This window comes from Paenarthrobacter sp. RAF54_2, from assembly GCF_052113945.1.
Classification (GTDB): Bacteria; Actinomycetota; Actinomycetes; order Actinomycetales; family Micrococcaceae; genus Arthrobacter.
The window spans coordinates 17,706-36,106 of the sequence record NZ_JBFRDV010000003.1 but is presented as its reverse complement, the minus strand read 5'-3'; the positions used below and the strand labels follow the sequence as shown (position 1 = coordinate 36,106).

The window sequence follows — 18,401 nt, the reverse complement described above, 5'->3', positions numbered from 1 at the left end:
ATCTCAGCGCATGCGCTCGGCGAGCTGGTCGAAGAACTCGGTGACCATTTTGTCTGCGCCGTCCTTCATCAGCCCGGCCCCGCCGAACCTGTAGACCTCGTAGCCGGCGAGCCTGAGCCGTCGGTCCTCGGCGACCATCTCGCTGTAGAGGGCCGGACTTGCGGTATCGCCGTTCGCGTAGTGCTGCTTCCCGTCGACCTCGAGGACCACGCGATGCCTGCTGGAGAACAGGATGAGGAAGTCCATCCGCTGCCGCCCCAACGGGCTGCCGCTCTGCCCTACAGATCGACGATGCATCTGGGTCGCGGGGTCGAAGTGCAGGTAGACCTGCGGAATCAGCGCGGGGATGCCGAATCCGTCGTCCTTGTACCGAGCCGCATAGGCGTCGAAGACGCGAAGCTCGACCGGGTTATCGTCCAGGGAAGCCCGCAGGCGGTTGTGCAGGTCCAGGCCGACATCCCGCGGTGGCACATCGTCGGCGAAGCCCTGTCGCTCTCGCCACCACTGAATCAGATGGCTGTACGTCAGGCCATCGGCCGGGATCGGCTGGTCGTAGACGAGGCAGTACTCGCCGTTGCGGACGATCTCGATGTCGTTGTTGAGGGCATCGCGCAGCACGAGCTCAGGCTTGGGCCCGTTCGCTGCGAAGATCAGGTTCTTGGCCGGCGTGCCGACGCCTCCGCCACGGTCGTACTCTGCGAGCAGAGCAGCCAGGTCGGCGAGGAGCATGTCGGTCACGTCGAGCTCGGTGACCATACGGCGCGCCAGGGCCGCGAGCCGAGGGAGATCCCAGCCTTCGGTGTACCCCTTGATGACGTCGCGCTTGGTGTACTCGTTGTCGGTGGGTTGGTGATCCGCCTTCGGCCACGACAGCTTGAGCTCTTCGGCGAGCACAATCTGAAGGTCCTGCCGCGTGTAAATATGGATGAACGCTTCTTCGATCGCATTTCGGAACGAGCGCGACGACACCTTCACCGGCACCGTCGGGGCGTCGTCAAGAATCCCTTCCAAGAAGTTGAATCCGCTCATCACACCATTGTCCCTGTCGCCGCCTACAGTCTGACACCTACGAAGCCTGAGCCAGTATCGGCTATCGCCCCTGGGCTTACCTTCGCCTGGTAGTCCGTGGTCCAATGGCCGTCGTAGAATCCCCGGTCGTTGAGCCGGTGAATGCGCGTGTCTATCAAGGGCGAGGCGAGGATCGAGTCACGCAGGGGTGTCAGCGCGTCCGCCACGATCGTCCCGAGGTGGGCGAGGATCTCGATCTGACCGGTCGAATGCCCGAGGAGCACGGGAGCCACTTCGCTCAGGATATGGTCGGTCTCAACCTTGGGGACGGCGAAGTGGACGCCGCCTTCCGTGTTGGCGTAGTACTTGACCACCTCGCTGACGGTCAGTGGCCGCCCCTGAACCATGCCCACCCTCGCCCCGATGAAGTGCTTCAGTTTGGGAAGCGCCGGGTCCTCGGGGCCGCCCACGAGCTCGGGACCGCCGAGCCTGAAGAGATACGGCAGGTCCGCGTCGCCCCGGCCGTCGTCAGGAGCGCTCCACTGCCTGATGCGGAACTCCGTCGGCACCTCCGGGCGAGCGGTCCGGACAGTATTGAGGAGGGGATGCGCGTCGATGAGGAGCTTGCGCAGAAGCGGCGCGATCCCGAGCAACTCGTAGCGGTCCCGCACACCCGGATCCTGGCTCCGTCGTCTGACGTCGGCGACCGTCTCGACGAAGAGCCATTCGGCCAGCATCGTCTCAGGGCCTATCTTCGGTGTCATTGATCTAGTCGACCGACGTCGAGAGCGTCTCGAAGAAGTAGTCGACTTCCTTCTGCGCGCTCCCCCTCTGAAGCGGCGCGAGGGTGCGGATGCTCGACCAGTTCACCGTCATCTTCCAGGTTTTATGGCCATCCGCGTTGATCGTCGGCACCTGCTTCGGCTTCTTGGTCTTCTCGGTGAGGGTGTCGCTCATCTCCACCAGGTCCGAGAAATCCTCATAGGCGTTCACGATCCTCACGAGAGCCGCCTCGACGGCAGTGATGCTCAGGCTGTCATTAGCTTCCACCCACGTGTCGAATCTGCGATCCATGGACGCGTGACCCGCCCACTTGTTGCACATGTACTGCACATACCCCAGGGTCTGGTGATTCTGGGGGTTCACGGATTTTCTGATGTGCTCGACGAGGTCGAGCTCGGCGCTGGCGTCCGTGTCGAGGTCTTCCAGCGTCGTCTTGATCCTCTCGAGCATGTGAGGCAGGGACGCGGTCCTGCCCGGCGGCTTCTGCCCGTTCACAGGTTTCCCCGCAGTCAGGTCGATCGTCGTTGCGACCGAGATGACGGCCTGCTTGAGCATCTGTTCCGACAGATAGCCGAAAGTCTCCTGGAGCCGCTCGTCGCCCTCGTACTCCAAGGTGCTTTCTGTCTGGAAGAAGTACTTCGCGAAGTAGAAGTCCTTGATGACGCCCAGAATAAGGTTCTGCTGCGAGATCTCGACGCGTTCGTGCTCGGGGACCTTTGCGACCTCGGCGGCGAGGTCGTCGTTCGTCACGCGCGCTCCGGTCAGGTCCGGAACTTCGTGGGGTGCAAACTCTGATTGGAAATTGGGCGGTCGCATGCCACAGCATATCGACGCTGCGTCGGGGCATCCAAGAAGGGTCCCTCGACCGGCCGCCCCTCGGTCCAAATAACGTTCTTCAGACGCTGACCATCCAATGCTCCACATCAGCGACTGTCTTGCATCCAGCGACAAGACCTTGCCCTTGGGCCGAGCGCTGAGACAATTTCTAAAGGGCGAGCCTTGGGACACCAAGATCGCCGCAAACCTCGGCTGTTCCTGGAAGAACGCTCACCTTTCCGTCAATGACGCACTCGGTGAGGAAAGGGTACTCGGAGCTGAGATCGGCCCTCTAGTAGCAGCGAATGCTTCTCTTGTCTTCCACCCTGCAGCAGGGACTCCCGCTGCAGGGATAAATTTCTGCGCTGCCACCATGCTTCGAGAAACGTGACGGATACGAGCTCTTCAGCGTCACGCCACGATGCAGTCCGGCTCAGGCAGTACCGAAATACCGCACGCGAGTGCCGGTCAAACAACAAACCGAGTGCCTCGGAATCCCCTGCATTGCACCTCTGCCGTCGCTCAGCATCCTGTTCCCCCCAAGTCGTTCATACCTAGTAGTGTCCGCCACCCGCAGAAACGTTCCCGCATCAGAAACGCCAAACGCACAAAGCCAGCCCTGTCCGCGAATTGCTGACGATCTCAACTAGGGCTACTGCGACAAGATTGTCCGTGCGCTCACACACTTTAGTCATGGTGCCAAAGTCAAGTTCAAGAATGAACACTCAAGGTGAAGCAACGAGAAAGTTTGACATGGACTTGGAATTCTTCGAACCTGCCGAAGCCGCGGCGCTCATGCGCTGCAGTGAAGGATGGCTGCGCGACGGCGCTGCCGCTGGCCGCTTCCCGCACGCGTGCTGGGGCAAGGGCAAGATCGTCTTCACATCCGAGCACATCGCAGAGATCGCCAGGATTAGTGAGATATTGCCCGACTCCCACCCGGCAACAGATGTCCGTGAGCGAAGCAACACCAACACTCGGCTCATAGGGACTAGAGCACGCAACCGCTTGGCCTTCTAGAGGACGGGGAGAGCCAGCCTTCTCAACGCATGAACGCCGACACCGACCGCTCCGTGGCATCCGCACCAGCCTGGAGAGCCTCCGGCATCAGGTGCCCATAAACGCCCTCTGTGGTCCTGGTCGACGCATGCCCCAACCGACGCGAGATCGTGAATATAGGAACCCCATCCTGAATCAGCCACGAAGCATGAGTGTGCCGTAGATCGTGAATACGTGGATTCTTCCGCAGCCCTCGAGCCTGTGCCGCTTTCACCGCCGGCACCCAATAGTGATGCCAGAACAGCTTGTGAACGATCCGCTCCCCCTTGGGCGTCGTGAAAATCAGATCGCTGCTCGGACGCCCAGCCACCAAGGGAATCAACAGGTCCACAAGGGCAGGGTTCAAGCCGATAGTCCTTTTGCCGGCGCCGGTCTTCGTCGGCCCAATGTAAAACTGGTTCTGCCCGTCCCGCTTCCATGCCTTATTGATCCGTGCCGTCGCCGGCTTACCCAGCAAGTCGATGTCCGCAACGGTCAGAGCCGTGGCTTCACCGAATCGCGTCCCCGTCATCACCAAGAAGTTCGTGAAGTCCTTGTACCGCTCCCCCATGCCTTCCATGATCAGTCCGAACTCGGCGTGGGTGAGGAACATCATTTCGTCCTCGGCCTTCTCAACGCTCGGCAACTGAACACCGCGGCAGGGATTGCGCGTGATATACCCCAGCATCTCCGCTGTGTTCATCGAAGCAGAAATCAGCCCATGTACGTTCTTGATTGTCTTCGGCGAGCGCCCCTTGGCCATCATCGACTTCACCCAGTAGGCGATCATCCGGTAATCCAGCCTGTCCACGGGAACGTGGCCGATGACCTTCTTCACGTGGAGGTCGAGCATGGTCTGATAGGTCTTCACGGTCCCGCTCGAGGGCCGGACCAGCAGGTCGATGTGTTCCTGGATCACTTCGCCAACAGTCGGAATTTTCGCCCTGTTGTCCAGCAGTGCTTGCTGCGCGATTTCGAAAGACTGTCCGTTCGCATCGAGCAAACGTTTCAGAGTTTCAGCCTCATGCGAGGAGTCGACAGTGATGCCCTGTTGCTTCCGGATCTTGGGATCGCGCCAGACCACCATGAAGGACGAAGAGCCGTCCTTTTTGACGCGTTTCCGGATACTAGCCACATAAAAATGCTAGATCCGTGTCAACAGATTTGGGGGTTTTGTCAACAGTCAGGGGCCATATAGGCCCCTGACCTGCGACAACACAGTGCCCGAGGTGGGACTCGAACCCACACACCTTTCGATACCGCATTTTGAGTGCGGCGCGTCTGCCAATTCCGCCACTCGGGCGCGGATTACCGGGAAGTTAATTCTCGCTGACTGCTCTCATTGCTGTGAGCAACGCGATCCTTTCCCAGCACGCGAAACTACTCTACATGCAGATAGGCTGTTTTTCAGAACTGGGCGCGCGAGTGCAACAAAATCATGTGCCGCAGCGGTCCACACTAAGATGGACATGAACCCGCCGAACCTTTTCAAGGAGATCCCGTGACCGAACAGACGGAGTCCACACCCGCAGCCCAACTGGCCCGACGCGTCGTCGTAGCCGAGGATGAGACCCTCATCCGCTTGGACATTATTGAGATCCTGAAGGGCGAAGGGTACGACGTCGTCGGCGAGGCAGACAACGGCGAGAAGGCCGTGCAGCTGGCCGAAGAGCTGAAGCCGGACCTCGTCCTCATGGATGTGAAGATGCCCGTCATGGATGGCATCTCGGCCGCAGAGAAGATCGTCAAAGCCCGCATTGCTCCCGTCGTCCTTCTGACTGCTTTCAGCCAGAAGGAACTTGTGGAGCGTGCCCGCGACGCCGGCGCCATGGCCTACGTTGTGAAGCCGTTTACGCCGGCTGACCTCATCCCGGCCATCGAGATCGCGCTGTCCCGCCATGAGGAGATCAAGGCCCTCGAAAACGAGGTTTCTGATCTCCAGGAGCAGTTCGCCACCCGCAAGCTCGTAGAGCGCGCCAAGAGCCTCCTGACCACCAAGATGGGCCTTACGGAGCCGGAGGCCTTCCGCTGGATCCAGAAGACGTCCATGGACCGTCGCCTGAGCATGCGTGAGGTTGCTGAAACGATCATCAACCAGGTCAACTAGCACCCAGCGGTCAACGACGGCGGCCGGTCACCTCATCGAAAGGTGACCGGCCGCCGTCGTACCCACCCAAGCCAGGAAACAGCAAGGCGGGCCCCACCAACAAAAAGTTGGCAGGACCCGCTTCACTCAAGCCTGAGCCAGGAACCTAGGCCCTGGTCTTGCTTTTCTTTTCAGGCCACGGGCCAACGGGCTCCTTGCGCGACGCGTCCACGGAGGACGTGTCGGCGAGGTCGCCCACCTTGTGGACCTTCAGCGAGTTCGTGGAACCGGCCTGTCCGGGAGGGGAACCGGCAGCGATGACCACCAGGTCACCTTCCTCGACGATCTTCATGTCCAGGAGGCTGCGGTCAACCTGTGCGGTCATTTCGTCGGTGTGGCCCACTGTGGGGACCAGTACCGGCTGGATGCCCCAGGTGAGGGCGAGCTGGTTCCAGACGTGCTCAACAGGCGTGAACGCGAAAACCGGCTTGACCGGGCGCAGACGCGAGAGGCGACGTGCCGAGTCACCGGACTGGGTGAAAGTACAGATGTACTTTGCGTCCAACTGGTCGGCGATTTCGACGGCGGCACGGGTGATGGCGCCACCGCGGGTCTTGGGCTTGGTGCCCAGCGGGGGGACGCGCTCAAGGCCGTGCTCTTCGGTGGACTCGATGATCCGGGCCATGACCTTGACGGTTTCGATCGGGTACTGACCCACCGAAGTTTCGCCGGACAGCATGACTGCGTCGGCGCCGTCGAGAACCGCGTTTGCGCAGTCAGAAGCCTCGGCACGCGTCGGACGCGGGTTGTCGATCATGGATTCCAGGACCTGAGTTGCCACGATGACCGGCTTGGCCCAGCGGCGTGCCAGTTCAATGGCCCGCTTCTGGACGATCGGGACCTCTTCGAGCGGGAGCTCAACGCCGAGGTCGCCACGGGCAACCATGATGGCGTCGAACGCATCGATGATTTCGTGGAGCTGGTCCACGGCCTGCGGCTTTTCGATCTTGGCTATCACCGGAACGCGGCGGCCTTCTTCGTCCATGATTTCGTGGACGCGCTTGATGTCGGAGGCATCCCGGACGAAGGACAAGGCAACCAGGTCCACGCCACGCTTGAGGGCCCAACGGAGGTCGTCCTCGTCCTTTTCGCTCAGTGCGGGGACGTTGACGGCAACACCGGGCAGGTTGATGCCCTTGTTGTTGGACACCTTGCCACCGACGGTAACGGTGGCGACCACCTTGACGTCGTCAACTTCGATGGCGCGAAGGGCAACCTTGCCGTCGTCGATCAACAGGGCGTCGCCCACGTTGACGTCTTCGGTGAGGCTCTTCAGCGTGGTGGAGCAGATGTCCTTGGTGCCAGGGACGTCTTCGGTGGTGATGGTGAAGATGTCGCCAACAGCCAGCTCGTGCGGGCCGTCAACAAAGCGGCCAAGACGGATCTTGGGACCCTGGAGGTCAGCCATGATGGCCACGGGCTTGTGCAGTTGCGCCGCAGCCTTGCGGACATTCTCGTAGGTGATGTCATGCACGGAGTAGTCGCCGTGGCTCATGTTCATGCGGGCAACGTCAACGCCGGCTTCCAGCACTGCGAGAGTGTTGTCATAGCTGGAGATTGCCGGGCCGAAAGTTGCCACAATTTTCGCGCGTCTCATATACCTACCCTAAGTAGTGTGCTGCTGATTGAGTTAAAGATCATTCCTGCCGGCGCTATAAGACCGCGATTGCCCGGTCGGTGGGGGCGACCGGTGCCGGAAGGATTGTGCTTCCCATGAGGAACTTGTCCACTGCTGCCGCACACGCACGGCCTTCGGCAATGGCCCACACAATCAGGGACTGGCCACGTCCGGCGTCACCGGCAACAAACACACCCTCGGTGTTCGTCATGTAGTAGCCGTCGCGGGCTACGTTGCCCCGACCGTCGAATTCTGCACTGACCTGCTCGGTGATACCGGCCGGTTCAGCACCGGTGAAGCCGAGGCTCAGGAAGACGAGGTCGGCGGGAATGATCCGCTCGGTCCCGGCCTTCGGGAGGCGCTTGCCATCCACGAACTCCGTCTCGGCGACCTTGACCCCGGTGAGCTTGCCATTCTCGCCAACAAACTCCACGGTGGACGCCAGGTACGTACGTTCGCCACCTTCTTCGTGGGCGCTGGCCACCTCGAAAAGCGTGGGGAATGTCGGCCACGGCTGGTGACCTGCACGCTCAAGAGGCGGCTGCTTGCCGATCGCCAGCGTGGTAACAGAAGCCGCCTGGTGACGGTGCGCTGTACCGATGCAGTCCGCGCCGGTATCGCCGCCACCAAGGATGACCACATGCTTGCCACGGGCATCGATGTGATTTTCCGGGCTCTCCCCCGCTACTACGCGGTTGGAAGGAACCAGGTAGTCCATGGCGAAGTGAACACCTTCAAGGTCACGGCCCGGAATGGGCAGATCGCGCGGGACGGTTGCACCGGTAGCAATCACGACGGCGTCGTAACGGCGGCGCAGCTGTTCCCAGGTCACGTCCGTACCGACTGCGACGCCGGTGCGGAAGCGGGTGCCTTCGGCCTTCATCTGCTCCAGGCGGCGGTCAACCTGTTCCTTCTCCATTTTGAAGTCGGGGATACCGTAGCGGAGCAGGCCGCCGATCTTGTCGTCACGTTCGTACACGGCGACTGTGTGACCAACGCGGGTCAGCTGCTGTGCAACTGCGAGGCCTGCAGGACCGGACCCCACCACGGCAACCGTCTTGCCTGTGAGGCGAGTCGGCGGAAGGGGGTGGACCCAGTCGTTGTCGAAGGCTTCATCAATGATGGAAACCTCAACCTGCTTGATGGTCACGGCAGGCTGGTTGATACCCAGCACGCAGGACGCTTCGCAGGGCGCCGGGCACAGACGTCCGGTGAACTCCGGGAAGTTGTTCGTGGCGTGGAGGCGTTCAATCGCTTCCTCACCCTTGTCCCGCCACACGAGGTCGTTCCACTCAGGAATGAGGTTGCCCAGCGGGCAGCCCTGATGGCAGAACGGTACACCACAGTCCATGCAGCGGCCGGCCTGGCTCTTCAGGACACCCTTTTCCTGGGCTTCGTACACTTCCTTCCAGTCCATGATGCGAACGGGAACGGGACGGCGTGGCTGCGTCTCGCGCTGCCGGACTTTCAGAAATCCGCGTGGATCAGCCACCGGTTACCTCCAGGATTCGAGACCATACTTCTTCGCCGTCGGGGTCAAGGCCCTCTTCGATGGCGTCGAGACGGGTTTGCAGGACTGCGGCGTAGTCGCGCGGCAGTACTTTGGTGATGCGGGCGGCGGTGTCGTCGAAGTTCTCGAGCAGACGGCCGGCCAGGACGGATTCGGTTTCCTCGGCGTGCTTGGTGAGCAGGCCGTGGACGATGTCGCGGTCCTCGGCGTCCAGCTCAAGGAGCTGAAGTTCACCGGAGTCCAGCGCATCCTTGTTGACCCGCTCATGCTGCAGGTCCAGCACGTACGCAGTACCACCGGACATGCCGGCACCGAAGTTGCGTCCGGTACGGCCAATGATCAGTGTTTGGCCACCGGTCATGTACTCGCAACCGTGATCGCCAATACCTTCGACGACGGCGGTCGCACCCGAGTTACGCACCAGGAAGCGTTCACCAACCTGGCCACGCAGGAACATCTCACCACTCGTTGCGCCGTAACCGATGACGTTGCCGGCAATGACGTTGCGCTCTGCCTGGAACACGTTGGTGCGGTCCGGGCGGACGATGATGCGTCCGCCGGAGAGGCCCTTGCCCACGTAGTCGTTGGAGTCTCCGTACATGCGCAGCGTGATGCCGGCAGGCAGGAAGGCGCCAAGCGACTGGCCAGCGGTGCCGTTGAGCGTGATGTCGATGGTGTCCGTCGCCAGCACATCGGTACCGAACGTCTTGGTCACCACATGGCCGAGCATCGTGCCCACGGACCGGTCCGTGTTGATGACGTCCAGGGTGATCTTGACGGGCATGCGGTCACTGAGCGCTTCGGCGGCCATGGTGATGAGCCGCTGGTCGAAGTGCTTGTCCAGCTCGTGGTTCTGGGTGGTCATGTTGCGCAGCGGCACGTCGTCGTCAAACTCAAGACCGTGCAGGATCGGATCCAGGTCCAGCCCTTCGGCTTTCCAGTGGTCGATCGCTTCGCGGGTGTCCAGTACCTCGGCGTGGCCGATCGCCTCTTCGAGGCTGCGGAAACCGAGCTCTGCCAGGATTTCGCGGACTTCTTCTGCGAGGAACTCGAAGAAATTGACCACGAACTCGGGCTTGCCGTTGAACCGTGAACGCAGTTCCGGGTTCTGGGTAGCAACACCGACGGGGCAAGTGTCCAAGTGGCAGACACGCATCATGATGCAGCCGGAGACAACCAGCGGAGCCGTTGCGAAACCGAACTCTTCGCCACCCAGCAGGGCAGCAATGACCACGTCGCGGCCGGTCTTGAGCTGGCCGTCCACCTGCACCACCACGCGGTCGCGGAGACCGTTGAGCATGAGCGTTTGCTGGGTCTCGGCGAGGCCAAGTTCCCACGGCACGCCTGCATGCTTCAGCGAGTTCAGCGGCGAGGCGCCGGTACCGCCGTCGTGACCTGAAACAAGCACGACGTCGGCCTTCGCCTTGGTCACGCCGGAGGCCACAGTGCCGATCCCGACTTCCGAAACCAACTTCACGTGTACACGGGCCGACGGGTTGGCGCGCTTGGCATCGTAGATGAGCTGCGCGAGGTCTTCGATCGAGTAGATGTCGTGGTGCGGAGGCGGGGAAATGAGTCCGACACCGGGCGTCGAGTGGCGCGTGCGGGCTACCCAGGGGTAGACCTTCTGGGCCATCAACTGGCCACCCTCGCCGGGCTTGGCGCCCTGTGCCATCTTGATTTGGATGTCGTCGGCGTTGGTCAGGTACAGGCTGGTCACACCGAAGCGGCCGGAAGCGATCTGCTTGATGGCAGAGCGGCGCTCCGGATCCAGCAGGCGGTCAACGTCTTCGCCACCTTCACCGGTATTGGACTTGGCGCCCAAACGGTTCATGGCGATAGCGAGTGTCTCGTGGGCTTCCTTGGAGATGGAGCCGTAGCTCATGGCGCCGGTGGAGAAACGCTTGACGATGCTGGAGACGGACTCCACTTCCTCAAGGGGCACGGCCGGACGGACGTCGCTCTTGAACTTGAGCAACCCACGCAGGGTCATCAGGTTCTCCGACTGATCGTCAACGCCCTTGGTGTAGGCCTTGAAGATGTCGTAACGACGCTCGCGGGTGGCGTGCTGCAGGCGGAAGACGGTCTCCGGGTTGAAGAGGTGCGGTTCGCCGTCGCGGCGCCACTGGTATTCGCCGCCGCCGAGCAACGGCTGGTGCGGGTGCTCGATGCCGCCCTCCGGGTACGCCATCTGATGCCGTGCGGAAACTTCGGCGGCAATAACGTCCAGGCCCACGCCACCCAGTTGGGAGTGCGTACCCGAGAAGAATTCGTCCACGAGTTCCTGCGACAGGCCCAGTGCCTCAAAGGTCTGGGCGCCGGTGTAGGAAGCAACTGTGGAGATGCCCATCTTGGACATGATCTTCAGGACACCCTTGCCGAGTCCCTTGATGAGGTTGTAAACGCCGTCTTCCGGAGTCACGCCCTCAACATCGCCGTTGGAGATCAGCTGTTCAACCGATTCCATGGCGAGGTACGGGTTGACGGCCGATGCGCCATAGCCAATGAGCACGGCAACGTGGTGCGTCTCGCGGACATCGCCGGCCTCAACCACGAGTGCCGTCTTGGTGCGATTGGCACTGCGGAGCAGGTGGTGGTGGACAGCGCTGACAAGCAGGAGCGACGGAATGGGTGCCCACTGCGCGTTCGAGTCGCGGTCGGACAGCACAACGTACTGCACGCCACGGTTGATCGCGCCGGAAACCTGCTCGCAGATCTCTGTCAGACGGGCACGCAGTGCCGCTTCACCACCCTCCGGGCGGTAAAGGCCACGTACCTTCATGGCGATGCGCTCGCCGTCGGCGTTTTCGATGTTCGAGATCTTGGCGAGTTGATCGTTGTTGATCACGGGGAACGGCAGGGAGATCTGCGGTTGGCGGACCTGCTTGCCATCCAAAAGGTTGCCGTTGGGTCCGATGGCGCACTTCAGTGACGTCACCAGCTCTTCGCGAATGGCGTCCAGCGGCGGGTTGGTGACCTGGGCGAAGGACTGCACGAAATAGTCGAACAGCAAGCGGGGGCGCTTGGACAATACAGCAACCGGCGTATCGGAACCCATGGCACCCAGGGGCTCAGCACCCGTGCGGGACATGGGGCCGAGCAGGATTTTCAGTTCTTCCGTGGTGTAACCGAAGGTCCGCTGGCGGATGTTCACCGATGCAGCAGTGTGGCGTACGTGCTCGCGCTCGGGGAGCTCATTGATGTCGATCAGGTTGTCCTTGAGCCATTCGGCCCACGGGTTGGCTGCTGCGACCTCGGCCTTGACCTCGGCGTCGTCGATGATGCGGCCCGCTTCGGTGTCCACCAGGAACATCTTGCCCGGGGCGACGCGACCCTTCTTGACCACGTTGGAAGGCTCAACCTCGATAACGCCCACTTCCGAGGCGAAAATGATCAGGCCGTCTTCAGTGATCCAGTAGCGTCCGGGGCGCAGGCCATTACGGTCCAGCGTTGCGCCGACGAGGTTGCCGTCGGTGAAGGACACAGCGGCGGGACCATCCCACGGCTCCATGAGCAGCGAGTGGTATTCGTAGAAGGCGCGGCGTGCCGGATCCATGGTGGCGTGGTTCTCCCACGCTTCCGGGATCATCATCATGATCGAGTGCGTGATCGGCCGGCCGGAGAGCCAAAGGAGCTCGGCTACTTCATCGAAGGAAGCAGAGTCCGAGGCACCCGGGGTGCAGATCGGGTACAGCTCTTCGGGGGTGTCACCCAGCAGAGGGCTGGCCAACTGCGACTGGCGTGCGCGCATCCAGTTGCGGTTGCCCTTGACCGTGTTGATTTCGCCGTTGTGGGCGATGGTACGGAACGGCTGCGCCAGCGGCCACGAAGGGAAAGTGTTCGTGGAAAAGCGTGAGTGGACAATGGCCAGCTTCGTCTTGAAGCGCTTGTCCGAAAGGTCCGGGTAGAACGGCTCCAACTGGGCCGTCGTCAGCATGCCCTTATACACAATGGTGCGCGAGGACAGCGACGGGAAGTACACGCCGTACTTGTTCTGGGCGCGCTTGCGGATTCGCCACGCACGGGAGTCAAGTTCGTTGCGCTCAAGCTGCTCGCCGGTAGCGGATGCAAAGAAGGGCTGCGAGAAGTAGGGCATACATGCCCGTGCCATGGCGCCCACGAGGTCTGCGACCACGGGCACTTCACGCCAGCCAAGGACCGTGAGGCCCTCATCCGCTGCAAGAGCTTCGATGCCGGCCTTGGCGGTAGCTGCTTCGCGCGATTCAGCAGGAAGGAAGGCGGTACCCACCACGTACTGGCCTGGAGCGGGCAGTTCGAATTCGGTGACGGCCCTGAAGAACTCGTCCGGAACCTGCATCAGCAGGCCCGCACCGTCGCCAGTACCTTCATCGGCGCCCACGGCGCCGCGGTGTTCGAGATTGCGGAGGGCAGTCAGAGCCGCTTCCACGATGTCGTATCCCGGTTCCCCGCGGAGCGTGGCAATAATTGCCAGGCCGCAGGCGTCCTTCTCCTTGTCCGGGTTGTAAAGACCCCGGGCCTCCGGAAGCGCGGCAAAGCGCTTGAATGGAGACATGGCACCCTGCGGTTCGATATTTTCGGACCAACCGGGGTTATGAAGATGGGTCATGGGAGACGTCCTTCCTCGTGATCGTGCGTATGGAAGGGACAACGTTGGCCCCACCTTGCATGCCCTTGTGATGGGCACAACAAAGCGCTAGTTATTGGAATTGTAGGCCAGTCGATCAAGCGCAACTAACAGTTACGCAGACCACTGGCCCCGGCTTGACCAGTGAACATCGGTATGCTGCGATCCGGTTTCCGGGGTGCCACGACGCTGTGGACTGGGCCCTACGAGCGGTGACTCTGTTGCCCCTTTGCCGAAAGTGACTACTTGGTGTCGTCAGCTTCCAGCGAGGATCCGGGGGCCTTCCTTGCGGCAGTCGCAGCAGATTCCGATTCGGCCTTGGACTTGGTGTCCTTAGGCGAATCTCCTGCTGCATCCTGCGGCTCGTCAACGTGGTCCGGATCGCTTTGGTTATCTGGGAGATTACCACGGGAACCACTATCCGAGACAGATGGGTCCACATCATGACTGGTGACGCTCGTCACGGATGCCTCATCCTTGGMTGGCGTGGATTCAGGTTCCCGGCCCGGTAGATAAGGGGTATCTGGCTGCGGCCGCCCTCCCCTGCCCAGAACAAGGAAGATAACCAGCGCCGCAATGAAGACGAAGATGCTCGTCCACACGTTCAGTCGGGTGGTGATCCCGAAGAGGCTGATCTGCTCGGCGTCGTCAATCCTGAGCGCTTCGATCCACACGCGGCCAAGCGTGTAATACATCGCGTAGAACCAGAACAGGCGTCCGCGGCGGAAGTTGAACTTCCGGTCCAGCAGAAGAAGTATGGCTACGCCCAGGACGTTCCACAGGAATTCATAGAGGAACGTCGGGTGGAAGAGCGTGTCTGCGGGCATACCCGCAGGGAAGTTGGCATTGGCAGGGTCAATCTGGAGTCCCCACGGCAACGTGGTGGGTGCGCCGAAGAGTTCCTGGTTGAACCAGTTGCCCCAACGTCCGATCGCTTGGGCAAGCAGCAATCCGGGTGCCGCGGCATCCAGGAACGCAGTGAGCTTGACGCCTGCCCGGCGACAACCGATCCAGGCACCCACGGCGCCGAGCAGCACGGCACCCCAAATACCGAGGCCGCCCCGCTGTATCTGCGGAATCAGAGAGAGGTCACCCGTGCCATCGAAGCCAGGGCCAAAGTACGCGTCCGGGGACGAAAACACGTGGTAGAGCCGGCCACCGATGATGCCGAACGGAATCGCCCAAATGGCGATATCCCACAGGCTCCCGTCGGGGGCTCCACGGCGCTTCCATCGGGCTGACGTCAACCATAGGCCGATGATGATGCCCGCCAGGATGCAGAGGGCGTATGCGTGGATACGCAGCGTCCCCCACGGCAGCGGAATGTCGAAACCGGACCACGATGGGCTCGGGATGCTCAGTGGAACCATTGCCGCTGCGTGGAGGACGGTCTGCATTGGGCTTCGCTGTTTCCTTTTTCCTAGGCGTCTGCAGCTGCGCGGCCCAAGCCGGCGCTGAGGTTCTTGGTGAGTTGGCCGACGGCGTCAACGCCGCCGTCGCGGAGGGCCGCCACGAGCGCGGTGCCGACAATCACGCCGTCCGCGTAGGCAGCTATCTCGCGGACGTGATCCGGGTTGGAAACACCGAGGCCGACGCAAACCCGTTCAGCGCCTGCAGCGTGGGCACGTGCAACCACATCTTCGGCCGTGCTGCTGACGGACTGGCGTGTACCGGTCACGCCCATAATGGAGACGGCGTAAACAAAGCCTCGGCTGGCCTTGACGGTCATGTCCAAGCGCTCGGGCGTGGATGACGGAGCCACCAGGAAGACCCTGTCCAGTCCGTACTTGTCCGAAGCCTCGAACCACTCACTGGCCTCATCCGGAATAAGGTCCGGAGTAATGAGGCCCGCTCCCCCGGATTCAGCCAGGCGGCGGGAGAACTCATCCACGCCCATGCGCATGACGGGGTTCCAGTAGGTCATGACCAACACGGCGGCGTCAGTAGCAGCAGTGATCCCTGCAACGACGTCGAAGACATTGGCGACCCGGAAACCGTTGTTGATCGCTTCCGTGGTAGCAGCCTGAATTACGGGTCCGTCCATCACGGGATCGGAGTAGGGAATACCGATCTCGATGAGGTCGGCACCGTTCTGTGCCAGGGCAATGCCTGCATCGATGCTGTCCTGGACAGTGGGGTAGCCCGCCGGAAGATATCCGACAAGGGCTGCCCGCCCCTCGGCCTTGGCGCGGTCGATGGCGGCAGCAGATTTGCTGGCGAATTGTTCAGTCATCAGTTCTGGTCCTCGTTTACGTCCACGGCTGCTTCGGAGGTGCGCTCTGCAGGACCTTTGGGCTTGCGGGTAGACAGGGTGGTGCCCTTGACGTGACCTTCTTCGTCCAACATGTTGAACCACGCGGCTGCGGTTTCCACGTCCTTGTCCCCGCGACCGGACAGGTTCACGATCACGGAGATCTCGGACGGGTCCTCTTTACCCTCGGTGAGGCGCTTGCCCACCTTGATGGCACCGGCAAGCGCGTGCGCAGACTCGATAGCGGGGATGATCCCCTCAGTCCGGCACAGGAGGCTGAAGGCGTCCATGGCTTCGGTGTCCGTGATGGGCTCGTAGGTAACGCGTCCAATGTCCGCGAGGTACGAGTGCTCGGGTCCCACGCTGGGGTAGTCCAGTCCGGCAGAGATCGAGTGGGATTCGATGGTCTGGCCGTCTTCGTCCTGCATCAGGTAGGAACGGGCACCGTGCAGCACACCGGGACGTCCCAGGGAGATTGCTGCAGCGTGACGCCCGGTCTCTACGCCGTCGCCACCTGCCTCAAAGCCGTAGATCTTCACGGATGCGTCGTCCAGGAAGCTGTGGAACAGGCCGATGGCATTGGAGCCACCACCGATGCAGGCACAGATGGCATCAGGCAGCTTGCCAGTCTGGTCCAGGATCTGGGCGCGGGCTTCCTCGCCGATAACTTCGTGGAAGAAACGAACCATGGCGGGGAACGGGTGAGCTCCGGCCGCGGTACCCAGCAGGTAGTGGGTGTTCTCCACGTTCGAAACCCAATCCCGCAGGGCGTCGTTGATGGCGTCCTTGAGGGTCTGCGAACCATTGGTTACGGGAACCACAGTGGCGCCGAGCAGTTGCATGCGTGCCACGTTTAGGGCCTGACGGCGGCAGTCCTCGGCACCCATGTAGACAACACACTCAAGGCCTAGGAGGGCGGCTGCCGTCGCGCTGGCAACGCCGTGCTGGCCTGCGCCGGTTTCGGCAATGACCCGGGTCTTGCCCATGCGCTTGGCCAGGAGGGCTTGCCCCAGGACGTTGTTGATCTTGTGCGAACCGGTGTGGTTGAGGTCTTCACGCTTGAGGAAAATCCTCGCGCCACCAGCGTGCTTGGAGAAGCGCTTGGCCTCTGTCAGCAGCGACGGACGCCCGGAGTAGTTTTTGTTGAGGTCCTTCAACTCCGCGAGGAACTCGGGATCGGCCTTGGCTTTTTCGAACGTGTCCTGGACTTCGTCGAGTGCGGCGATAAGTGACTCGGGCATCCAACGGCCACCGTAGTTACCGAAGTAGGGCCCGGCCGCGTTGCGCAGCGAAGTGCCACCTTGCAGGAATGCGTCGGCCGCATTCTCTTCCGAGCTGGCTGTTGGCGCGTCCACCATCAGTCTCACCGTCCTGTTCGAAGTTAGTTCATCGGGTAGTTCCACGTGCCACAAGGCAGCCGCAGGCTCATGCCCGGGCTGCCTCATGGCTGTCGCCTTGTTTCAGGTACCGCCTCAGTTCCTGACGGCGATGGCGGCAGCTCCAGCTGCCTTGAATTCTGTGATGCGTTCGCGCGGGGTTGAGTCGCTGACCAGCGCCTCCCCTACCAAGATGGCATTGGCACCGCTCGCAGCATAGTGTGTGACGTCCTCGGCCGTCCGCACGCCGGACTCGGCCACAATCACTGCCTCAGCCGGAATCAAACCGGCCAGTGAACCGAAAACTGAACGGTCGACGTCGAGCGTCTTCAGGTTGCGGACGTTGATGCCGATGATCTTGGCCTGCGCAGCGACGGCGCGCTCAATTTCCTCTTCGGTATGCGTTTCCACGAGCACGTTCATGCCAAGCTCATGGCTGAGGGCGCTGAAGTCGGCCAGCTCAGAGTCGGACAAGGCCGCAACAATCAGCAGAATGAGGTCCGCGCCATGGGCACGGGCTTCCCAGATTTGGTACTCGTCCACCGTGAAGTCCTTGCGCAGCAAGGGAATATCGACGGCGGCGCGTACGGCATCGAGATCTGCCAGCGATCCGCCGAAACGTCGCTTTTCGGTAAGGACGCTGATGACCGAAGCTCCGCCATGTTCATACTGCACTGCGAGCGAGGCAGGATCATCGATGGGTGCGAGATCGCCCTTGGAGGGGCTCCGACGCTTGATCTCAGCGATGACCTTGAGATCCTCGCGGCTCAAGGAGGGACCACCCAGGGCAGCCCAAGCGTCACGCGCGGGAGCTGCACCTGCAACGCGGTCCTTCAGCTCAACGAGGGACACAAGCCGCCGGCGGGCTTCCATGTCCTCCTTGACGCCGACGATGATGTCGTCAAGAACGGTCACGATTAGTGGCCGTTGTTCTGCAGCTTGCTGCCACCCACTCCGTAGCCGGCCTTGCGCATGGCCCAGCCAACGATGAGGCCGGCCACCATGACCACGACACCACCGATGAAGATGGGGGTGCTGGCAATGACGAAAGCAATGGAGGAAATCAGGGCGCCGACCAGCATCACAATCACGCAGGTCCAGGCAGCCGGGCTGTTACCGTGGCCGATGGCATCAGCGTGGCTGGCCATGGTGGAGGTAGCTTGGTTTGCGGACACTGTGGTTTTGCTCATGTGGAATCTCCTCAGGATGAATACTGCTTACATTCTGCCATTTATTGACGGCGGCCGGG

At 61.7% G+C, this 18,401-nt stretch carries 15 protein-coding genes and 1 tRNA gene; 2 read left to right on the top strand and 14 right to left on the bottom strand.

Annotation, left to right across the window (positions count from 1 at the left end; all coding sequences use genetic code 11):
- Window positions 1-3: 3 nt before the first annotated feature.
- The 4 genes from AB4Y87_RS03030 to AB4Y87_RS03015 all read right to left on the bottom strand — a co-directional run bounded on the left by AB4Y87_RS03030 (window position 4) and on the right by AB4Y87_RS03015 (window position 3,083).
- The gene (locus tag AB4Y87_RS03030) at window positions 4-1,029 is read right to left on the bottom strand and encodes a hypothetical protein (RefSeq protein ID WP_442003007.1); all 1,026 of its coding nucleotides are present in this window, start codon (window positions 1,027-1,029) and stop codon (window positions 4-6) included.
- 23 nt (window positions 1,030-1,052) lie between these two features.
- The gene (locus tag AB4Y87_RS03025) at window positions 1,053-1,772 is read right to left on the bottom strand and encodes a hypothetical protein (RefSeq protein WP_442003006.1); all 720 of its coding nucleotides are present in this window, start codon (window positions 1,770-1,772) and stop codon (window positions 1,053-1,055) included.
- 4 nt (window positions 1,773-1,776) lie between these two features.
- Window positions 1,777-2,541 (bottom strand): hypothetical protein, encoded by a 765-nt coding sequence (locus AB4Y87_RS03020; RefSeq protein WP_442003005.1) that lies wholly within the window; start codon window positions 2,539-2,541, stop codon window positions 1,777-1,779.
- 308 nt (window positions 2,542-2,849) lie between these two features.
- The gene (locus AB4Y87_RS03015) at window positions 2,850-3,083 is read right to left on the bottom strand and encodes a sigma factor (RefSeq protein WP_442003159.1); all 234 of its coding nucleotides are present in this window, start codon (window positions 3,081-3,083) and stop codon (window positions 2,850-2,852) included.
- A 277-nt stretch (window positions 3,084-3,360) separates the two neighbouring features.
- Here AB4Y87_RS03015 and AB4Y87_RS03010 point away from each other — a divergent pair, with 277 nt between their 5' ends.
- Window positions 3,361-3,627, top strand: coding sequence for a hypothetical protein (locus AB4Y87_RS03010; RefSeq protein ID WP_442003004.1), 267 nt, complete (start codon window positions 3,361-3,363; stop codon window positions 3,625-3,627).
- A 22-nt stretch (window positions 3,628-3,649) separates the two neighbouring features.
- Here the strand turns inward: AB4Y87_RS03010 and AB4Y87_RS03005 are convergent, their stop codons facing one another.
- Together AB4Y87_RS03005 and AB4Y87_RS03000 are read right to left on the bottom strand one after the other, a co-directional pair.
- Window positions 3,650-4,780, bottom strand: coding sequence for a tyrosine-type recombinase/integrase (locus AB4Y87_RS03005; RefSeq protein ID WP_442003003.1), 1,131 nt, complete (start codon window positions 4,778-4,780; stop codon window positions 3,650-3,652).
- Between the two features lie 86 nt (window positions 4,781-4,866).
- Window positions 4,867-4,948: transfer RNA gene (locus tag AB4Y87_RS03000), tRNA-Leu, on the bottom strand.
- Window positions 4,949-5,146: 198 nt separating this feature from the next.
- Here AB4Y87_RS03000 and AB4Y87_RS02995 point away from each other — a divergent pair.
- The gene (locus AB4Y87_RS02995) at window positions 5,147-5,752 is read left to right on the top strand and encodes an ANTAR domain-containing response regulator (protein ID WP_431119893.1); all 606 of its coding nucleotides are present in this window, start codon (window positions 5,147-5,149) and stop codon (window positions 5,750-5,752) included.
- A gap of 145 nt (window positions 5,753-5,897) precedes the next feature.
- Here AB4Y87_RS02995 and pyk read toward each other — a convergent pair whose 3' ends face one another.
- From pyk to AB4Y87_RS02955, 8 genes are all read right to left on the bottom strand, one after another.
- Complete coding sequence (pyk, locus tag AB4Y87_RS02990; RefSeq protein WP_431119891.1) at window positions 5,898-7,388, bottom strand: pyruvate kinase; 1,491 nt, start codon at window positions 7,386-7,388, stop codon at window positions 5,898-5,900.
- A 55-nt stretch (window positions 7,389-7,443) separates the two neighbouring features.
- Entirely contained in the window at window positions 7,444-8,901 is a 1,458-nt protein-coding gene (locus AB4Y87_RS02985) for a glutamate synthase subunit beta (protein WP_442003002.1), read from the bottom strand.
- Window positions 8,894-13,507 carry a glutamate synthase large subunit gene (gltB, locus tag AB4Y87_RS02980; RefSeq protein WP_442003001.1) on the bottom strand — a complete coding sequence of 1,538 codons (4,614 nt, stop codon included), beginning with the start codon at window positions 13,505-13,507 and terminating at the stop codon, window positions 8,894-8,896. Before gltB ends, AB4Y87_RS02985 begins: the two co-directional genes overlap by 8 nt.
- A 260-nt stretch (window positions 13,508-13,767) precedes the next feature.
- The gene (gene lgt, locus AB4Y87_RS02975) at window positions 13,768-14,922 is read right to left on the bottom strand and encodes a prolipoprotein diacylglyceryl transferase (protein WP_442003000.1); all 1,155 of its coding nucleotides are present in this window, start codon (window positions 14,920-14,922) and stop codon (window positions 13,768-13,770) included.
- 23 nt (window positions 14,923-14,945) lie between these two features.
- Window positions 14,946-15,758 (bottom strand): tryptophan synthase subunit alpha, encoded by an 813-nt coding sequence (gene trpA, locus AB4Y87_RS02970; RefSeq protein ID WP_442002999.1) that lies wholly within the window; start codon window positions 15,756-15,758, stop codon window positions 14,946-14,948.
- Complete coding sequence (trpB, locus tag AB4Y87_RS02965; protein ID WP_442003158.1) at window positions 15,758-17,134, bottom strand: tryptophan synthase subunit beta; 1,377 nt, start codon at window positions 17,132-17,134, stop codon at window positions 15,758-15,760. The genes trpA and trpB overlap by 1 nt, the downstream gene beginning before the upstream one ends.
- Window positions 17,135-17,248: 114 nt before the next feature.
- Window positions 17,249-18,067, bottom strand: a complete 819-nt coding sequence (gene trpC, locus AB4Y87_RS02960; protein ID WP_442002998.1) for an indole-3-glycerol phosphate synthase TrpC — start codon at window positions 18,065-18,067, stop codon at window positions 17,249-17,251.
- 2 nt (window positions 18,068-18,069) lie between these two features.
- Window positions 18,070-18,342, bottom strand: coding sequence for an HGxxPAAW family protein (locus AB4Y87_RS02955; RefSeq protein WP_216923214.1), 273 nt, complete (start codon window positions 18,340-18,342; stop codon window positions 18,070-18,072).
- Window positions 18,343-18,401 lie beyond the last annotated feature (59 nt).